At 33.8% G+C, this 17,200-nt stretch carries 8 protein-coding genes; all 8 read right to left on the reverse strand.

Annotated features, from left to right (window positions below; translation table 11 throughout):
- Nucleotides 1–51: 51 nt before the first annotated feature.
- The 8 genes from ACFPTQ_RS11965 to ACFPTQ_RS12000 all read right to left on the reverse strand — a co-directional run bounded on the left by ACFPTQ_RS11965 (nt 52) and on the right by ACFPTQ_RS12000 (nt 17,145).
- Nucleotides 52–2,652 carry a TIM-barrel domain-containing protein gene (locus ACFPTQ_RS11965; RefSeq protein WP_379777765.1) on the reverse strand — a complete coding sequence of 867 codons (2,601 nt, stop codon included), beginning with the start codon at nt 2,650–2,652 and terminating at the stop codon, nt 52–54.
- A gap of 6 nt (nt 2,653–2,658) precedes the next feature.
- A complete protein-coding gene (locus ACFPTQ_RS11970; protein WP_379777766.1) occupies nt 2,659–3,507 on the reverse strand; it encodes a sialate O-acetylesterase in 849 nt (282 codons plus the stop codon).
- Between the two features lie 33 nt (nt 3,508–3,540).
- A complete protein-coding gene (locus ACFPTQ_RS11975; RefSeq protein ID WP_379777767.1) occupies nt 3,541–6,000 on the reverse strand; it encodes a glycosyl hydrolase family 95 catalytic domain-containing protein in 2,460 nt (819 codons plus the stop codon).
- A 93-nt stretch (nt 6,001–6,093) separates the two neighbouring features.
- Nucleotides 6,094–9,060 (reverse strand): glycosyl hydrolase 115 family protein, encoded by a 2,967-nt coding sequence (locus ACFPTQ_RS11980; RefSeq protein WP_379777768.1) that lies wholly within the window; start codon nt 9,058–9,060, stop codon nt 6,094–6,096.
- A gap of 118 nt (nt 9,061–9,178) precedes the next feature.
- Nucleotides 9,179–11,119 (reverse strand): RagB/SusD family nutrient uptake outer membrane protein, encoded by a 1,941-nt coding sequence (locus ACFPTQ_RS11985; protein ID WP_379777769.1) that lies wholly within the window; start codon nt 11,117–11,119, stop codon nt 9,179–9,181.
- A gap of 11 nt (nt 11,120–11,130) precedes the next feature.
- Complete coding sequence (locus ACFPTQ_RS11990; protein ID WP_379777770.1) at nt 11,131–14,202, reverse strand: SusC/RagA family TonB-linked outer membrane protein; 3,072 nt, start codon at nt 14,200–14,202, stop codon at nt 11,131–11,133.
- 286 nt (nt 14,203–14,488) lie between these two features.
- Nucleotides 14,489–15,385 (reverse strand): carbohydrate kinase family protein, encoded by an 897-nt coding sequence (locus ACFPTQ_RS11995; protein WP_379777771.1) that lies wholly within the window; start codon nt 15,383–15,385, stop codon nt 14,489–14,491.
- 122 nt (nt 15,386–15,507) lie between these two features.
- Nucleotides 15,508–17,145, reverse strand: coding sequence for a sodium:solute symporter family transporter (locus tag ACFPTQ_RS12000; protein ID WP_379777772.1), 1,638 nt, complete (start codon nt 17,143–17,145; stop codon nt 15,508–15,510).
- Nucleotides 17,146–17,200 lie beyond the last annotated feature (55 nt).

A 17,200-nucleotide genomic window follows, 5' to 3' on the forward strand; every position in this document is an offset into this window, starting at 1 on the left:
AGTTTTGGTTGGTTAAATGGTGAATAGTATATAAGTTCTATTTCATAAATTTTATTTTTTAAGAATTACTTTTTTTCCTGTGTATTTGATACTTTTTCTTTTGACATCACTTCCATCACCTGAAATCCATTTAATATTCATCGTATAATTAGCAATGGCATTTTTATAAGTTCCTTTTTGATTATCGAATGTTAACGTTTGCGCTTTTTCATCCCAGTTTATAGGTATTTCAATACACTTTCCCTTCTCATAATTGTAATTATCACCTTCATCTTCATACAATGTAAATGTAGCGTTCTTTCCTGTATACACACGTATTTCTAATACATCCTGTTTTTCTTTTGTACTTTGAACAACCTTTCCAAGTGGAATAATTGAACCCTCTTTTACAAAGACTGGAATAATATCTAAAGACGCTGGTGTTGAAACAGTTTGCCCTCCATTAAAACGCTTTTCAGACCAAAAATCATACCAAGCATTTTGTTTTGGTAAATATACATCCCAATTTGAAACGCTTGGTGAAGTTATAGGAGCTACTAAAAATGATTTCCCAAACATATATTGATAAGCTTGACTTACGGCAGTAGTATCCTTATTAAAATCCATAATCAAAGGTCGCATTAAAGTGGAATTATTCTTTGATATTTGCCAAGCTTCTGAATAAATATAAGACAATAACTGATACCTAAGATTCATCATTGCTCGCATATTATTTTCGACTTTTTCTCCATATTTCCATGGCTCAGTTTCCGTTTGATAACCATGCATACGGAATATGGGATTAAAAACGGCCCATTGAAACCAACGAGTAAGTATTTCATGGTATTTTTCATCTTTATATTGTCCTGAACCCGGACGGAAAAAACCACCAATATCAGTTGTCCAATAAGGCATTCCTGTGAGATTGTAATTCAATCCGGCTACTATTTGGCGTTTATAAGCATCCCAATCCCATCCTATATCTCCAGACCAGTTGATAGTAGCATAACGTTGTTGTCCTAAAAATGCCGATCGGGTTAAAATAGCAACTCTTTTTTCAGGATTTGTGTTTCTTTGTCCATCATATACCGCCTTACTAACAAATAATGGATAAGTCAATCGGTAAAAATCTCCCAATCCAAAAAAAGTTTGTTTTCCTCTTAATGCATCATTTTCGGGTTCTGTAGCATCCATCCACCAAGAATCTACTCCCAAAGCAAATAAATTCTTATTGAGAGCATTCCAATGCGTCGTTTGTGCTTCAGGATTATAAATATCAATCCAAGGACTATTTTTTATAAATAAATTTTTTGAAACATATTCCTTAGCAATTTCAGATTCTTTATTTAGATTTTCCCAAACAGAAACCGAAAAATGTGTATTCAAATCATGGAGTTCTTTAATAAATTTTTCTGGTTCAGGGTAATGAGTTTCATCAAATTTGGGTACTCCCCATCCATATTTTCCCCAATATTGCCAATCCTGAACAATAACATCAACAGGCAAATTACGTTTTCTAAATTCTTTAACGGTATTTACTAAATGCTCTCCCGATGTATAGCGTTCGCGACATTGCCAAAAGCCAAATGCCCATTTAGGCAACATCGGGACATTGCCTGACAGATTTCTGTAATTAGCTATAATTTCATCTGTGTTTTTACCAGCAAAAACTACATAATCAAGGGATTTAGCATTTGGTGAATTAAAAACGGTTTCATCATTTGATAATTTTATTCCTAATATTGGGGTATTACTCGATTTACAAACCACTTTTACATTATGTTCTCCTGCTTTTAAGTTAACTAATTGGCTTACTGCTGGCGGCAACCACAAATTAGATTGATTAATTACATCAATTCCATCAATTAATACTAAATGGCGACTATCCATATCACCAAGATCCAACATCAAGGAATATTCACCATCTTTAGCTACTGAAAAATTACCCGAATAAACCGATTGCTGTTGCGAAACTTTTTGTGTTCCCGATGTAGTAGTAACTTCAACTTCTCGTTTTTCTCCTTCGTTTACCGTATTTTTAACTAAACTAATATTTTGATTGCTGGGATTGAAATAAGTCAATCCATACTGATGCCACAACAAACCATAGCCTTTATTAGACACTAAAAATGGAATAGCTATTTGTGTATTAACCTGTATTAACTTTCTGCTTCTATTTTTTAGATTATAAAAACCATCTTGAAATTGTCCTAAACCAAATAAATATTCATCCTGAGGAGATTCAAAACCCAATTGAGCATCAAAACAGGATTCTCCCAAGACGGTATTTAGTTTCATTATCCTTGAATTTGCTTTCTCAGTAAGGAATACTCTTCCTGATTTATCTCTGTATTGTAAAGTGGTAGTCTTTTTGTCAAAAATAACAGTCACCTCTTTTGTAGCCAACTGTAAGCTATTAGTCGTTTCTACTAATTTAAAAGAAGGCGAATGAAGTTTGTGAATCAATACAAATTCTTGTGATTCATGAATTGTTCCCAAATGATATTGCACCCTTATTGACTTATCAGTAAGAGGGGTAATATTTAAAACGCCTTCTGAAAGTTCTATAACTAAAGCTTCCTTATTTAATGTATGCTTTCTATACTGTTGTGCACTTATTGTAGCGCAAAACAAGCCTAGGATAAAGAGAAAATATTTATTTATTTTTTGCATGAATTTTTACTTTTTTTTCACTTTCATTATCTCAAGCATTTTAGCCGCATATCGTTTACCCAACATTCTATAACCTTCTGCTGAAAAATGAAGATTATCAAATGTATCTGGGATTCCAACGGAAGAAATCACATAAGAATTAGGAATTGTTTGTGGTAACGTAGCAATAATAGTATTCATACTAGCACATACACCCCCTTGATCTGCATTAACTACTTCTCCTGCTAATAAAGGGGTAGATTCAGCTTTCAGATTTAAATCTTTCAATAGATTATCATATACTACTTTTACTTTTTTAGTCCAAAGAGTATCGTTTGTATTTGATTCACCTTGATGCAATAAAATTCCTTTTATGATGCCATCTTTTTGAGCAATCTTAGCCATTTCTACTAATCTGGCATAAGGATTTCCATCATATTGTGATACCGTATTTTTTAACCAATTAGGGGCTGTACTTACATAGGATTCATAATTGTCTTTGTCAAAAAGTTCAATTTTGCATCCACCTACAGCTACATTAATAACACCCACTTTTACATCCTTAGGTAAATTTGCTATCATTTCTCTTCCAAAATAATCAGCAGGAGTAAGTCCTGTTGTACAACGACTTAAAGGAGGAACAGCAGTATACCACTGTCCTTTTTTTCTTTTTAAATTTTCGCAATCTACAGCTTCCAAAACTTGAAATCTACTATCTACAATAGTATCTTGAGGTTCAAACTTAGCATGACCCTCCATGTTAGACTGACCTAAACATAAATAAATATAAAATTTAGGATTTGGTTTTTGCGCAAATGAATTCAATCCTAAAAAGATTACTGCTAGGAAAACTAGCCTATTCCAATTTTTTTTCATAGTGGTTGGTTGTTATAGTGATTATAATTTATTTTATTCCATTATTAAGCTATAAAGTCCTCCTTTAGTAGTCGATACATCTACTAGAAAAGTAGGTTTGAGTGTTATTGGTACGATAGTAGACACATTCGAAATGATCGGTTTTGATGTTTCATTTACATAATAAAATGGATTGGGATTATCACCCTGTGCTTCTACTAATTTCCCTCCTGATTGTAGTTTCATCTTATTAGGCAAACGCAATCTTAAGTTTCCTCCTAAATCAGATTTTACAACTAATTTGACTAATTTCCCTTCATTCCATTCCATTGCTACAATTTCAAATCCTCCACGAGCACGTATACCGCTAATACTTCCCATTTTCCAAACATCTGGTAATGCTGGTAATAAATGAATAGCACCATCTGAACTTTGAACTAACATTTCTGTGATTCCAGAAGTACAGCCAAAATTTCCATCAATTTGAAATGGCGGGTGTGCATCAAATAAATTGGTATAAGTACCACCACCACCTCTATTAACTCCTAAAGGTGTCAATTGGTTTTTAATCAATGAATAAGCATGATTACCATCTTGTAATTTTGCCCACCAATTAATCTTCCATCCCATACTCCAACCTGTAGAAACATCACCTCGATGCAATAAGGTATTTTTTGATGCTGCAAATAATTCTGGTGTTTTGTATGCCGAAATTTGATTCGAAGGAAATAATCCATACAAATGAGAAACATGTCGGTGATTATCTTTTGGATCATCAATATCGTCTAACCATTCTTGCAATTGATTGTGCTTCCCAATATGCATTGGTGGTAATTGACTACGCATTTGTTTTAAAGAATCTACTAATTTAGTATCCAAATTTAATATTTCAGCAGCACGAATAGTGGAATTAAAAACATCTGTCACAATTTGTGTATCCATAGTTGTTCCTGCATCTAATGATGAACCATTGTGTGCCTGAGGAGCATTCTCTGGAGAATTCCCTGGATTGACAACCAACCAATTGTATTTGGGATGTTTCACTAAAAAATCTACATAAAATAAAGCTGCTCCTTTTAGAACGGGATAAATCGAAGCTAAAAATTCTTTATCACCCGTGTAAAGATAATGTTCCCATAAATGCTGACTCGTCCAGCCTCCACCAGCAGTCCATAATCCCCAAAAAGCTCCGTCAACAGCACCAGTTGCTCTCCAAATATCTGTATTATGATGCGCCATCCATCCTCTAGCGCCATACATCGTTTTTGCAGTTTCTGCCCCTGTAACGGACAAGTCTTTTACCATTTGTAAAAAGGGTTCGTGTAATTCAGAAAGATTGGTTTTTTCGGCTGGCCAGTAATTCATCTCCGCATTAATGTTGATGGTATATTTACTATCCCAGGCCGGATTTAAACTATTGTTCCAAATCCCTTGCAAATTAGCTGGTTGACCTCCTGGCTGAGAGGAAGAAATGAGCAAGTAGCGTCCATACTGATAGTACAACACTACAAATTGTGGGTCGAAAGTATTTCTGAAATTTTTCAAACGCTCATCCGTTGGCAAATTGACATCAGGAGTATTACCTAAGTCAAATTTAACACGATTAAAAAACTTTTGGTAGTTTTCAATATGTGCTTTTTTTAGCGTTCCGTAAGACTTTCCAGTAGCCAAATTCAAATATTCTAATGCTCTTTGATTTTCATCGGCATTTACATCCTGATAATTATTAAAATTAGTAGCCAAGGATATAAATAAAGTAGCTGAATTTGCACCTTTTACAACAATTGTATTATCGTTTTGTTCTAATTTCCCCTTATCAAGCACAATACGGGTAATCCCCTTGAATTTTATAACACTCGCAACTCCTTCATGATCACTTGTTCCTCCTGAAATTTCAAGATCTTTAGAGGGACTTATTCCAATATTTTTATTTTTATGTGGTGAAGTATACTTTGCAACAAAAGAAATCTGTCCCTTTTTAGTTGCAGTAAGATGAATTACAATCACTCTAGAGGCAAAAGACACAAAAGCTTCTCTTGTAAAAGTAACACCATCAACATCATAGGTCGTTTTGGTTATAGCTTTTTCTATGTCTAATTCTCTTTTGTAATTGGAATATTTTTCATGCCCTTCAAAATGCAAATTAAGATTTCCAACAGGCTGAAACATTTGACCGTGAGATTTCTTAGAAATGAAGGTTTGATTAGCTAATTTTTCCGCATCCTTATGTTTACCTTCAAAAATCAGTTTTTGAATTTCTGGTAATGAAGCTAATGCAGCTGGATTATCATTTCTATTAGGACCACCACTCCAAACGGTGTTTTCATTTAATTGAATAATTTCATCTGGTACATTTCCATAAATCATGGCACCCAAAAAACCATTCCCAATTGGTAATGCACTTTCCCACTTATCTCCTGAAGGTTGATTATACCACAATTTAAGAGCTGATTTCGATTGAGCATAGACAACCGAGATTCCAATAAAAAAGTAAAAAACAACTATTTTTTTCATTTTACTACATAATTTATGTGTTTAAACAACACTTATGAAATTAGGCAAAAAAAATCATGAAAACATGATTTTGTTTTAACAACTCAATTAATTCTATTTCTGTTTAAAGAAACTCTCCTCAGGTCCTAAATAACTTGGTTTTAAGCCTCCTGTGTCTAAAATTATCTTCTCCAAAACAATTCCAGGATCAATCATCCATACCTTTAAAGTATGAAAACCTGAATTAGGTACTTTCAGACTTGCATAAGTACGTCGTGCCTGATCCACAACTGATTTACTCCAATCTAAATTGGAATAATCAATTTTATAGTCCTTAGCCACATTGGTAACATATGTAGGTTCTTGATCATCAAAAGAAATAGCCAATTTTAAATCGCGATTAGGCATAAAATTCAATAATGGCGAAGTTATTAAAGTAATATTGATGCTATCTTTTGAGAACAAATATACTGGATACTCTAAACAGGCAGCGTTTTTATTAGGAACAGCAGCAGGGGAATGAGCAGGAGCTGTAGCGCGCATTCCTGATAATGTTAATCCGTAATCCTCTACTTTTATCCATTCTCTGTCGGCTTCTTTTTTATTTTTTGAAAAATGTTCTGCTTCAATAGCAACTACACCTCCACTTTCAACAAATCCACTAATTGATTTCCATTCGCTATCGGATGGTTTAAATGCCTGAACTACTATTGTGACCTCTTGATTGGCGCCCTTAATATTAATTAAACCTTCTGTAGTACCTTGAGGTGCTTTTTCTGAATTGAATTGAATCCAAATCCTCTTATCATCTTGATTGATTAATCCTTTCGTTTCACTAAAATTTAACCAAGGTACATCTGAAATGATTTCATACTGAAATGATTCTGAACCTCTGTTAAAAATATCAATATAGTGTTTGTTATTATTAAAAGAATCAAAAACAGGCAAGATTGCTTTTTCATTTGCCCCTGGCCAACTTAATTCACTTTCATCTACACTTACTCCCATAGATGCCGCAGCAAGCGGATTGACCTCTTGTAATTTAATAGCATTTAAATTGTTCTTTCTTGGCGGCATCCAACTTGTATACCCCAAATGAGTTTGATCCATGAAATGATTCCATCTTCCATCAGCATAAATTTTATTATAATGATGCATTAGTGTTGTATCCTGACGAAATAATTCTCGGGTTTGAATTGCCATAGCATTTGCACTAACTCTACCTTGTGAGGCAAATAAACTATTTTTGGCTGCTGCAAAATACAATTCGTTTACTAATGCACTCGCTTTAGTAGGAAACAAAACAATTTGATAAAACGCATCTTTTTGTTCCTTTGGCAACTTGGCATAAATAGATTCGGCTTGATCCTTTATTTTATTATAGTCCTCAACCACTTTTTCGGCTTCGAGATAATTTGTAACGCTGTAAGTTTTAGGTGTAATCGACTCTGGTTTTCTTCGACCGTTAAACTTAGTATATTGGGACAAAATCGATGTGATTTCATTGGCATATGTTGGCCCAAACTCTCTTGTGGCCCACAATCGAGTATATTCATTTATGTTAGCATTTGTCCATTTGTTAGGATCCCAAGCTAAAGACATAAAATACTCCATAGGCAATTCATATCCTTTGAAATGTCCGACGTTGACAATCCAAATTTTATTTGCTCCATATTCCTTAGCCAAAGACATTTGATCCCATATTTTTGAAATAGGATTGGTATTTATCCATTCGTAACTTCTAGGTCCACCGTGATAATCAAAATGATAATAAACACCCGAACCACCAGATCTAAGGTTTTCTTCTACTGTTGGTAATCTACGAAGGTTTCCCCAATTATCATCTGCCCAAAGTAATGTAATATTATCTGGAACTCTAAGACCTTCATTATAATAATCCATAATTTCTTTGTACAAACACCAAGATTGTGGAACTTGAGAAATATCTGGATTAATTTCTTCTGAAATGATTTTTTGTTGCTTGCGAACAATTTCTTCGACCATGGCAATATTAGATTTTATATCGCCTTTCATTTCAGAATCATTAGCACCTCGTAAACCTAAAGTAATTATACTTTCAAATTTTTTGTTTCTACGCACACCTTCTCTCCAAAATTTCTCCAAAGTATCGGCATGTTTTGTATAATCCCAATGTCCAATTGTTCTAAAATAACGCCTATCCCACTCCTGTTGAGCTCTAAGCATTGGTTCTTGATGAGAAGTTCCCATTACAATTCCATATTCATCCGCTAATCGAGCATTGTTTGGATCATCTTCATTAAAAGCGTTTCCCCACATGGCAGGCCAAAGGTAATTTGCTTTTATTCGAAGCATTAATTCGAAAACTTTCTCATAAAATTCATGCCCATAATTTACAACACCGTTACCTATTGGAGGATTTTTACTTGGCTTTATAGTACCAAATTTTTCTTTGATCCATCCACTTAAAGCAGGGGCTTCATCGTTAATAAAAATACCTCTATATTGAACACTTGGCGATTGAACAATTTTGACTGGTTTAATAAAAAGGGCTTCTTTGTGAGGAATAGCAACATCCGCCCAAAAATACCAAGGAGAAACACCTATTTGTTGCGATAAATCATATATACCGTATATCGTTCCTCTCTTGTCGTTGCCTACAATGACTAGAGCGTGATCCACACCTGGAAAAGGTTTTTTTATGGTTTGAATACTATACGCTTCCCATTTTCCTTTAATTCCGCTTACATCTAATTTTTTATTTTTTACCAATGCATCAATCAACGAATTTTTACCATAAGTCCCTACAATTACAACATTTTTAGTTGTTACGGATTTATCGTAAAAAATAGCTGGAGAATAATTAGTTACTTTTTTAATATCAGATTGTAAATCTTTTAAAGCTCTAACAACACCTATATATTCATTTGGACTTACATAAAGAGCACTACTTTTACCATTTGAAGATAACGTAAAAAAATCTTTTCCACTAACTGTAGAAATATAAGAAGGTTCTCCAATTGCCCAAATGGGAGGAGATAGAAAAACAAATAAAAAGAACAAAATAGTACGCTTTTTATATCTAAAAACCATAGCCTTCATATTATCTCAATTAAAGAATTAAAAAGTCGAGAGTAACCAACTCTCGACTTTTTCTAAAAAAACAAACACTAACCAAACTAAATAAATGTTATTGTAAACTATAAATCAAATGTTTATATTAGTTCGTATATCCTGGATTTTGATAAGCTGCTTTCTCAGCTGCTGTCATATTCATTGTTTCAAATTGATTACTTGGAATAGGACGTAAGTATAAATAATTTGAAATAGTTCTATTAACAGTTATTGGTGTGTGATCTCCTTTGTTTGGACCACCAATTTCATAAGTAGAAGCAAGCTCAGCCCATTTTTGAGTTCTTACCAAGTCAAACCAACGATATCCTTCTGCATAATATTCACGAGAACGCTCCGCTAAAATATAATTGATAGTAATAACCGCTGGTGTTGCAGCAACCATAGCTGCACTATTATCTACTACTTTAGGAACATTTCCGTTATTATCAAATCTCCATTTTCCAGCACGAGCACGAATAACATTGATTAACTCTCTAGCTGATTTACCAGTTGTGGTAGAAGCTCCTTTTACAGCTGCCTCAGCAGCAATAAAATAGAATTCAGAAAACTTAGCAATGTTAAATGGACGAGTAGAACCTGCATTAGGTTGTCCTAAACCTGTGCCATTATCAGTACGGTAAGGCCCTAATTTCCATAAACCAGGATATGCTTTTCTACTAACTCCACGTGGAGAAATTACATAATCGGCTCTACCTGGTAATGTTCCTGCTCCAATATTACTATCACCACCATTTCCTGGTGCTGGGTATGTAATAGGAGTTCCCGATTCATTATTCAAAAATGTTAATACTGCATCACCAGGAACGATTGGTAAACCATTAGCATTAATAATACTTGTTTCAGTCATTCCGGCTTTTGGCCAGTTAGCTCTGTAAACTGTAACAAAAGTTCCATCATAACGAGAATCATTTACTTTATCTGCAAAGGTATTTTCAATAACTCCAATCGTTGGGCACATACGAGTCCAAGGACGCCCTAAAGATTGAACTGCTTCACGTTGAACTGTACTTTTTCCTGAACTTCTTAATTCGGTATAGTTCCATGTCATCATCCATCCAGCAAAATTATCAGGCGCACCACCACTTCCAAAAGTTAAACTTGAACCATTAAAAAGTTCACTTTTTTCAGTATGATCAGCATATAAAATCATTTCACTGTTTCTATCATTTTTACCTAAATGAACGTCATAATAAGTCTCTTGTAATTTGAATGGACCTGGATTTTCAATTCCCTCAACAGCAACATCATACGCTTTTTGAAAATACCATGCTGCATCACGTCCGTCAGGATCTACTCTATTTGTTTCTGGATAGGTAGGTATATTATTTGGGTTTTGTAACCACCAAGCGTAAGTTAAATAGGCTTTTGACAAATATAACCTAGCAGCCGATTTGGTTAAAGCTCCCGTAACACGCGGTGTTGCTGGTAAATCATTGATAGCCTTAATTAAATCAGGAAAAACAGCTTTAGTATACACTTCTGGTACTGTATTACGAACTGAAGTAAAAGAAGGTGAAATATTAAATTTAAGTTCACCTGAACCTAAATCCAATGGTACCCCTCCATAAGTTTGAGTCAACAAGAAGTAATGAAAAGAACGGAAAAACCTAGCTTCTGCCAGAAGTGACTCGGCAACTCCCACTGCTGCTCCGTTTTCAATAATTCCATTTGCAGTATTAATACTAATATAAGAATTATTCCACAGAATTGAAGTTGGAAAACTAGTTGGCGTTATTGATCCTACCCCTGACATGTCCATATCTTTAAAATTCCCGTCGGCACTTTGAGCATAAGTTGCTTCATCAGTACCTGTGATTAGAGAATTGTAATAATAAGCTTGTCCATATAAATTTCTTAAGTTAAAATACAAAGCAGTTAATCCACCATTTACTCCTTTTTCAGTTTTAAAATATTCTGGAGTAAAAGTTGCTCTTGGCTTCTCTTCTAAAAGATCAGAACATGCGGTTGACAATGAGGCAACCAAAACTGCTGATACTATATAATTTTTAAATTTTATTATTTTCATTGCATTGATTTTTAAAATGTTAAATTAAGTCCAAACACTACATTTTTAGTAGATGGAGTATTCGTTCCAATGGTCAAAATACGGCTTAAATTATTACCAAGAGGAACAGCTGCATTTTCATTTCCTAAAGAGTTTGCCTCTGGATCCATTCCTGATTCCTTATGAAAATCAGAGAAGAAAACAAAAGGGTTTTGAACTGTACAATACAAACGTAATTTTTGCATTCCTAATTTTTCTATTAAATCTTTTTCGAAATTATACCCAAGAGTAATAGTTCTGATTTTCAAATATGTTCCATCAAAATAACCTAAAGTGGAACCATATTTTGGATTATCCCCACTTTGAACTCCCCCTGGTGCTGGGTATTTTGCATCTGTATTATCAGGTGTCCAATAATCTACCTTCACATTAGCTCTACGACCAGTTAATAAATTCAAATATCCACCAGAACCATACAAGGTACTATTAATTAATCCACCACTTCTAAATGCTCCTACAGCACTCAAATCAAACCCTTTAAAAGTCAAACGAGTATTAAATCCACCAACAAAATCAGGGTCAGTATCAATAATTTGTCTATCTGAATTTCCTATTTGTCTTGTTGGTGTTCCATCTGGATTAAATGTACCTGTATATTTTACTTTAATCATCCCCACATTACCCCCTGGCTCTAAAATATTTCTATACAAATCATCTTGTTGCCACAGACCAATTTTCTCAAAATCATATATTGAATTTATAGAGTGCCCTACAAACCACCAGTTCGCCTCATTTCTATCTTGACCTGATGCTAATGAAGTAATTTTATTTCGGTTTGCGGTTAAATTAACTCCTAACTCCCAAGTTAATCCCTCTGGATTATCCAATATAACACCATTTAAAGATACTTCAATTCCTTTATTCTGAGTAGAACCAACATTTGCTGTATATACTGGTACACCATTAGTCGTAGGCACATTCACATCTAATAAAAGATCACTAGTATTTGTGATGTAATACTCTACTGTTCCAGATAATCTATTATTTAACAAACCAAAATCTACACCATAATTCCAAGTTTTTGAAAATTCCCATCCTAATGCTGGACTTGGTAGTCTGTCAACAAAATAACCAGTAGAATAATTAGTCTCTCCGAAATTATACTTTACAGCTGCCAATCTACCCAAAGTTTGATAAGGATTTACAGCTTGATTTGAAGTTTGTCCAAAACCTGCTCTGAATTTCAACGCATCAATCACAGAAACGTTTTTCATAAACGATTCATTCTTAACATTCCAACCAACAGATACTGCTGGATATGTATGCCATTTATAACCTGGAGCTAATACAGATGACCCATCAGAACGTACGGTTCCAGTAATCATATATTTATTATCATAAGTATACATCGCCCTAGCCATGTAAGAACGTAATCCTCTAACCTGATAAGCTCCATCATTTGCCACAAGATCTCCATTCGCATTTCTTAAATTATAAAATTGAAAATCATCAGCAGCAATGTCTCTTGCTGTAAAACTAGAACTATTAAAACTTGTTTTCTCGTTTGAATATAAAGCTACAAAGTTTACGTTGTGTTTTTCAGCAAATACCCTATCATACGTAATCATATTTTCTAACAACCATCTAGTCGTAATAGAACTATTCACATTAGCCACTGATGGAGTTTTTTCATTGACAGCAAACACCCCTTCTCCAGTATAGTTACCTCCAAAACTAGCTCTGAAATTCAAACCAAGATTAACACGGTATTTCAAACCTTCGATTCCTGGAATTTTTACTTCACCAAAAATATTATTATACGATCCAAAAGCTCTAGTTTGATCTATATACTTATCACCAAGACCATTTAAAACATCTTTAGTAATTACATAAGCGTCATCAGCTCCCATTTGTATAATTCTTCTTAAACTACCATCTGCATTATAAGGATTTGCGATAGGAGAATTACTCAATACACCACCTACACCTAGACCATTACCATTATTTACTGAATAATTACTATTGGATGTAAATCCTACTTTAAATCTACCAATTTCTTGATTTAATGAGGCATTCAAACTTATACGTTCAAAATATTGCCCCGGAATAACAGCTTCATCTTTGTAATAACCTAACCCAAAATTATAGGACCCCAATTCTGTACCTCCTGTTACACCAATATCATGACTTTTTACAGCTGCTGTAGTATATAATAATTTCTGCCAGTTAACATCCACATCGTTTGATTCAGATACTCCATTTGAAAATCGGCCTACTAATGTTCTTAATTTTACAAATTCTTCTCCATTCATCATTGGATACTCACCAAATACTTCTTTTATACCATAAAACTGATTGTATGAAAATTGCGCTTTTTGCCCTTTTTTACCACCGATAGAAGTCACTAAAATAACACCATTAGCCCCTCTTGATCCATAAATTGCTGTTGCTGAAGCATCTTTCAAGATATCCACACTTTTAATACTGTTTGGATTAATATCATTTAAACTACCAGCAAAAGGAACCCCATCCAATACCACTAATGGATTGTTATCGGCAGTTAATGAACGTGTACCACGAATTCTGATTTGCATATCAGCACCTGGCTTTGTATTTGTTTGAGAAATATCAACCCCAGTTAATCTTCCCTGCAAAGCTTGAGAAATATTTGTAGCCGGTATTTCACGTAGCTCCTCAGCTCCCATCGAAACCACTGATCCCGTCACTGCTTCTTTTCTTTGAGTTCCATAACCAATTACGACTACCTCCTGCAAAGTTTTAGCGTCCTCTTGCAAGACTACATTAATTTTAGTCTGTCCCTTTACAGCAACTTCCTTACTCTCCAACCCCACAAAACTAAAAACAAGCACCGCATTTGAAGGAACATCTTTTATAGAATAAACCCCATCAAAATTAGTCATTACTCCAGTATTAGTTCCCTTAAGCAAAACATTTGCACCTGGAATCGGGCCATTTGCATCTGAAACAACTCCAGTAACAACCGATTGCGCATTTGCGCCTAGAGAAAATACGAACAGAAAGACAAGAAAACAAAAGCTTTTTTGGCTTTTCAATTTACCCTTGACATTTAAAAAGTAAGTCATAAAAAAATAATTAAATGGTTAGTTAAAAATTAGCAAAACTTTTTTTGTAATGGTTAAAACAAAATTAAAGTTGAACAACATTACAAATATACAAAAACAACACAATCGGTTGCATTATTTTTAATTTTTTTTATAAATAAAAAAAAGAACTATTTTTTGTCGATATTGTAAAATATAATCTTATTAAATGTAATTTGACAATATAAATATTTAACAAATAAAAGACTATAATTTAAATTAACAAAAAAAATAATGTAAAAAAAAATCGAAAATATTATTAAAATTGTTACGATTGAATTAAATGCTCAATATCTAAAAATGAGATTTCCGGATTAGCACCCGGAGCTGCAGCAACCAAAGCTCCAACAGCACAAGCATAATCAATTGCTTTTTGAGGCATTTCGATCGTTAACAATAAAAACAGTAAGGTTGCCAAAAAAGAATCTCCTGCCCCTACTGTATCTGAAACCTCTACTGGATAACCCCCATTTTCATAGATTCGACCCTCCCAAAGTAAATAAGCACCATGCTTACCTCTGGTAACACATATAGCTTGAGTAGCTGTTTTTTCAGAAATATAATGAATATTATCTTTTACATCTTTATACGGAGAGTGTAATTGGGAGGCAATTTCTAACAACTCCTCATCGTTAAACTTTATAAAATGAGCTGCATTCATTAATTGTTCCAATACTGAATAACTGTAATGAGGTTTCCTTAGATTAACATCAAAAACTTTATAGACTTTATTGTTTAACAAACCCATAAGGACTTGCCTAGAAACCAAATCCCTACACGCTAAACTTCCAAAGATTAACACATCGGCATTTGAGACAAAATGATTAGCCTCCTTAGTTAAAACAATTTTATCCCAAGCAGATGGATATGCTATTTCATAACTTGCAGAACCAAATTGATCTAAAGTCACATTTACTAAACCTGTTGGATATTCTTCAGAAACACTAACTGTACTTGTATCTAATCTAAAATTACTAAGTTGATTAAGTATTTCTCTACCATTTTCATCATTCCCCACCGAACTAATCATCGTAACTTCAGCTCCAAAAGATTTCAATCGTAAGGCTACATTTAACGGAGCTCCCCCTAATGTTTTATATGAAGGAAATAAATCCCACAAAACTTCTCCAAAGCAAACAGCTTTTAATTTATTTTTCTTATTCATTAACAGTGTTTTTATAATCCAATATTGTTTATGAAAAAAGTTTAATCATAATAGATAGCATCCAAATTGGTAAGATAAATTACTTTTATCAAATCGGTAAAAAATAAGATTAAAATAAAAACCTACCAAAAAACGGTATACAAAGCAACTAATATACTACAGATTATAAAAGAACCAATTATAAATTCAGAGGAAACTTTAAACATTGTTTTATCAACTTCAATTTTATGCTGCTCATGCAATACGATAGGTTCAGGTTTCAACAAACTTATCAACACCATTACTAAAACAATAATCACAAAAGTAATAGTCATTCTATCCAAGAAAGGGAAATCTGGAAAAGAACCATCGGTCCACATTGGCAAAAACTTCAATACAGTTGCAATTGGCACCGTTAATAAGGCCCCAGCTAATCCTGCATTTGCTGTGGTTTTTTTCCAAAACATACCCAACATAAAAATGGCAAGTACACCTGGTGAAAAGAAACCTACATATTCTTGGATAAATTGATAGGCTTGATCCAAACTTTTCAAAGAAGGCGCCACAAGCGCACCAATAAACATAGCAACAACAACCGTTAAACGACCTACTCTAACTAATTTCTTTTCAGAAGATGATTTATCAAAATATTTTCTATAAATATCTAACGAAAAAATGGTTGAAATACTATTAGCTTTTCCTGCTAAAGAAGCTACAATTGCAGCAGTAAGAGCAGCCAATGCAATCCCTTTTAATCCAGCTGGCAATAAATTCATCAAAGTAGGATACGCACGGTCTGGTTTCAAAACACCAGAAGCATCTAACATCTCTGTTTGAAACATCCCATTTTGATGCATTACATACATTGCAATTCCAGGTAAAACAGCGATAACTGGAACTAATAATTTTAAGAATGCAGCAAACAAAATTCCTTTACGAGCTGTTTTCAAATCGGCTCCAAGAGCACGTTGAACAATATATTGATTACAACCCCAATAAGCCAAGTTATTAATTAGCATTCCTCCTATAATTACAGACATTCCTGGTAATTCTGTATAATGAGGATTTGATTTATCAAAAATCATTTGCAAATGCCCTGGGGCTTTATCAGCTATGACAGCCAAACCTTTAAAAATATCTTTTCCGTAACCAAACTGTTCCGAAAGCAGGGTCAAAGCCAAATAAGTAGTCACTAAACCTCCCAAAATCAACACAATAACTTGGAACATATCAGTATACCCAATTACTTTCATTCCTCCAAGCGTCACTATAATTGAGAACAAACTCAAGGCAATTACACAAAACTCAAAACTTACTGGAGCTATTGAAGAAATGGCTAAAGCTCCTAAATAAATAATAGAGGTAAGATTTACAAAAATATAAATCAACAACCAAATAACCGCCATAATAGCACTTACAGTATCATTATACCTTTTAGCCAAAAATTGCGGCATGGTAAAAATCTTGTTTTTCAAATAAACAGGAAGAATAAAAACAGCTACAATAATTAAAGTTGCAGCCGACATCCATTCATAAGAAGAAATTGCTAATCCAAGCGCAAAACCAGAACCACTCATCCCAATAAAATGTTCAGCAGAAATATTAGAAGCGATTAACGACGCTCCAATAGCCCACCAAGTAAGCGAACCTTCTGCTAAAAAATAATCATTAGAACTGGTTACAGCATTTTTTTTACTTTTATAAATATACATCCCGTAAGAGGCAACTATCACGAAATAAATTAGAAAAACAATGTAATCGGCGGTTTGTAAAGGATTCATAATTTTGGTTGGTTTATAATAGTTTATCAGATAACTCACATTTAATAGTACGCAA

This window comes from Flavobacterium sp. GCM10022190 (assembly GCF_042656445.1).
Classification (GTDB): domain Bacteria; phylum Bacteroidota; class Bacteroidia; order Flavobacteriales; family Flavobacteriaceae; genus Flavobacterium; species Flavobacterium nitratireducens.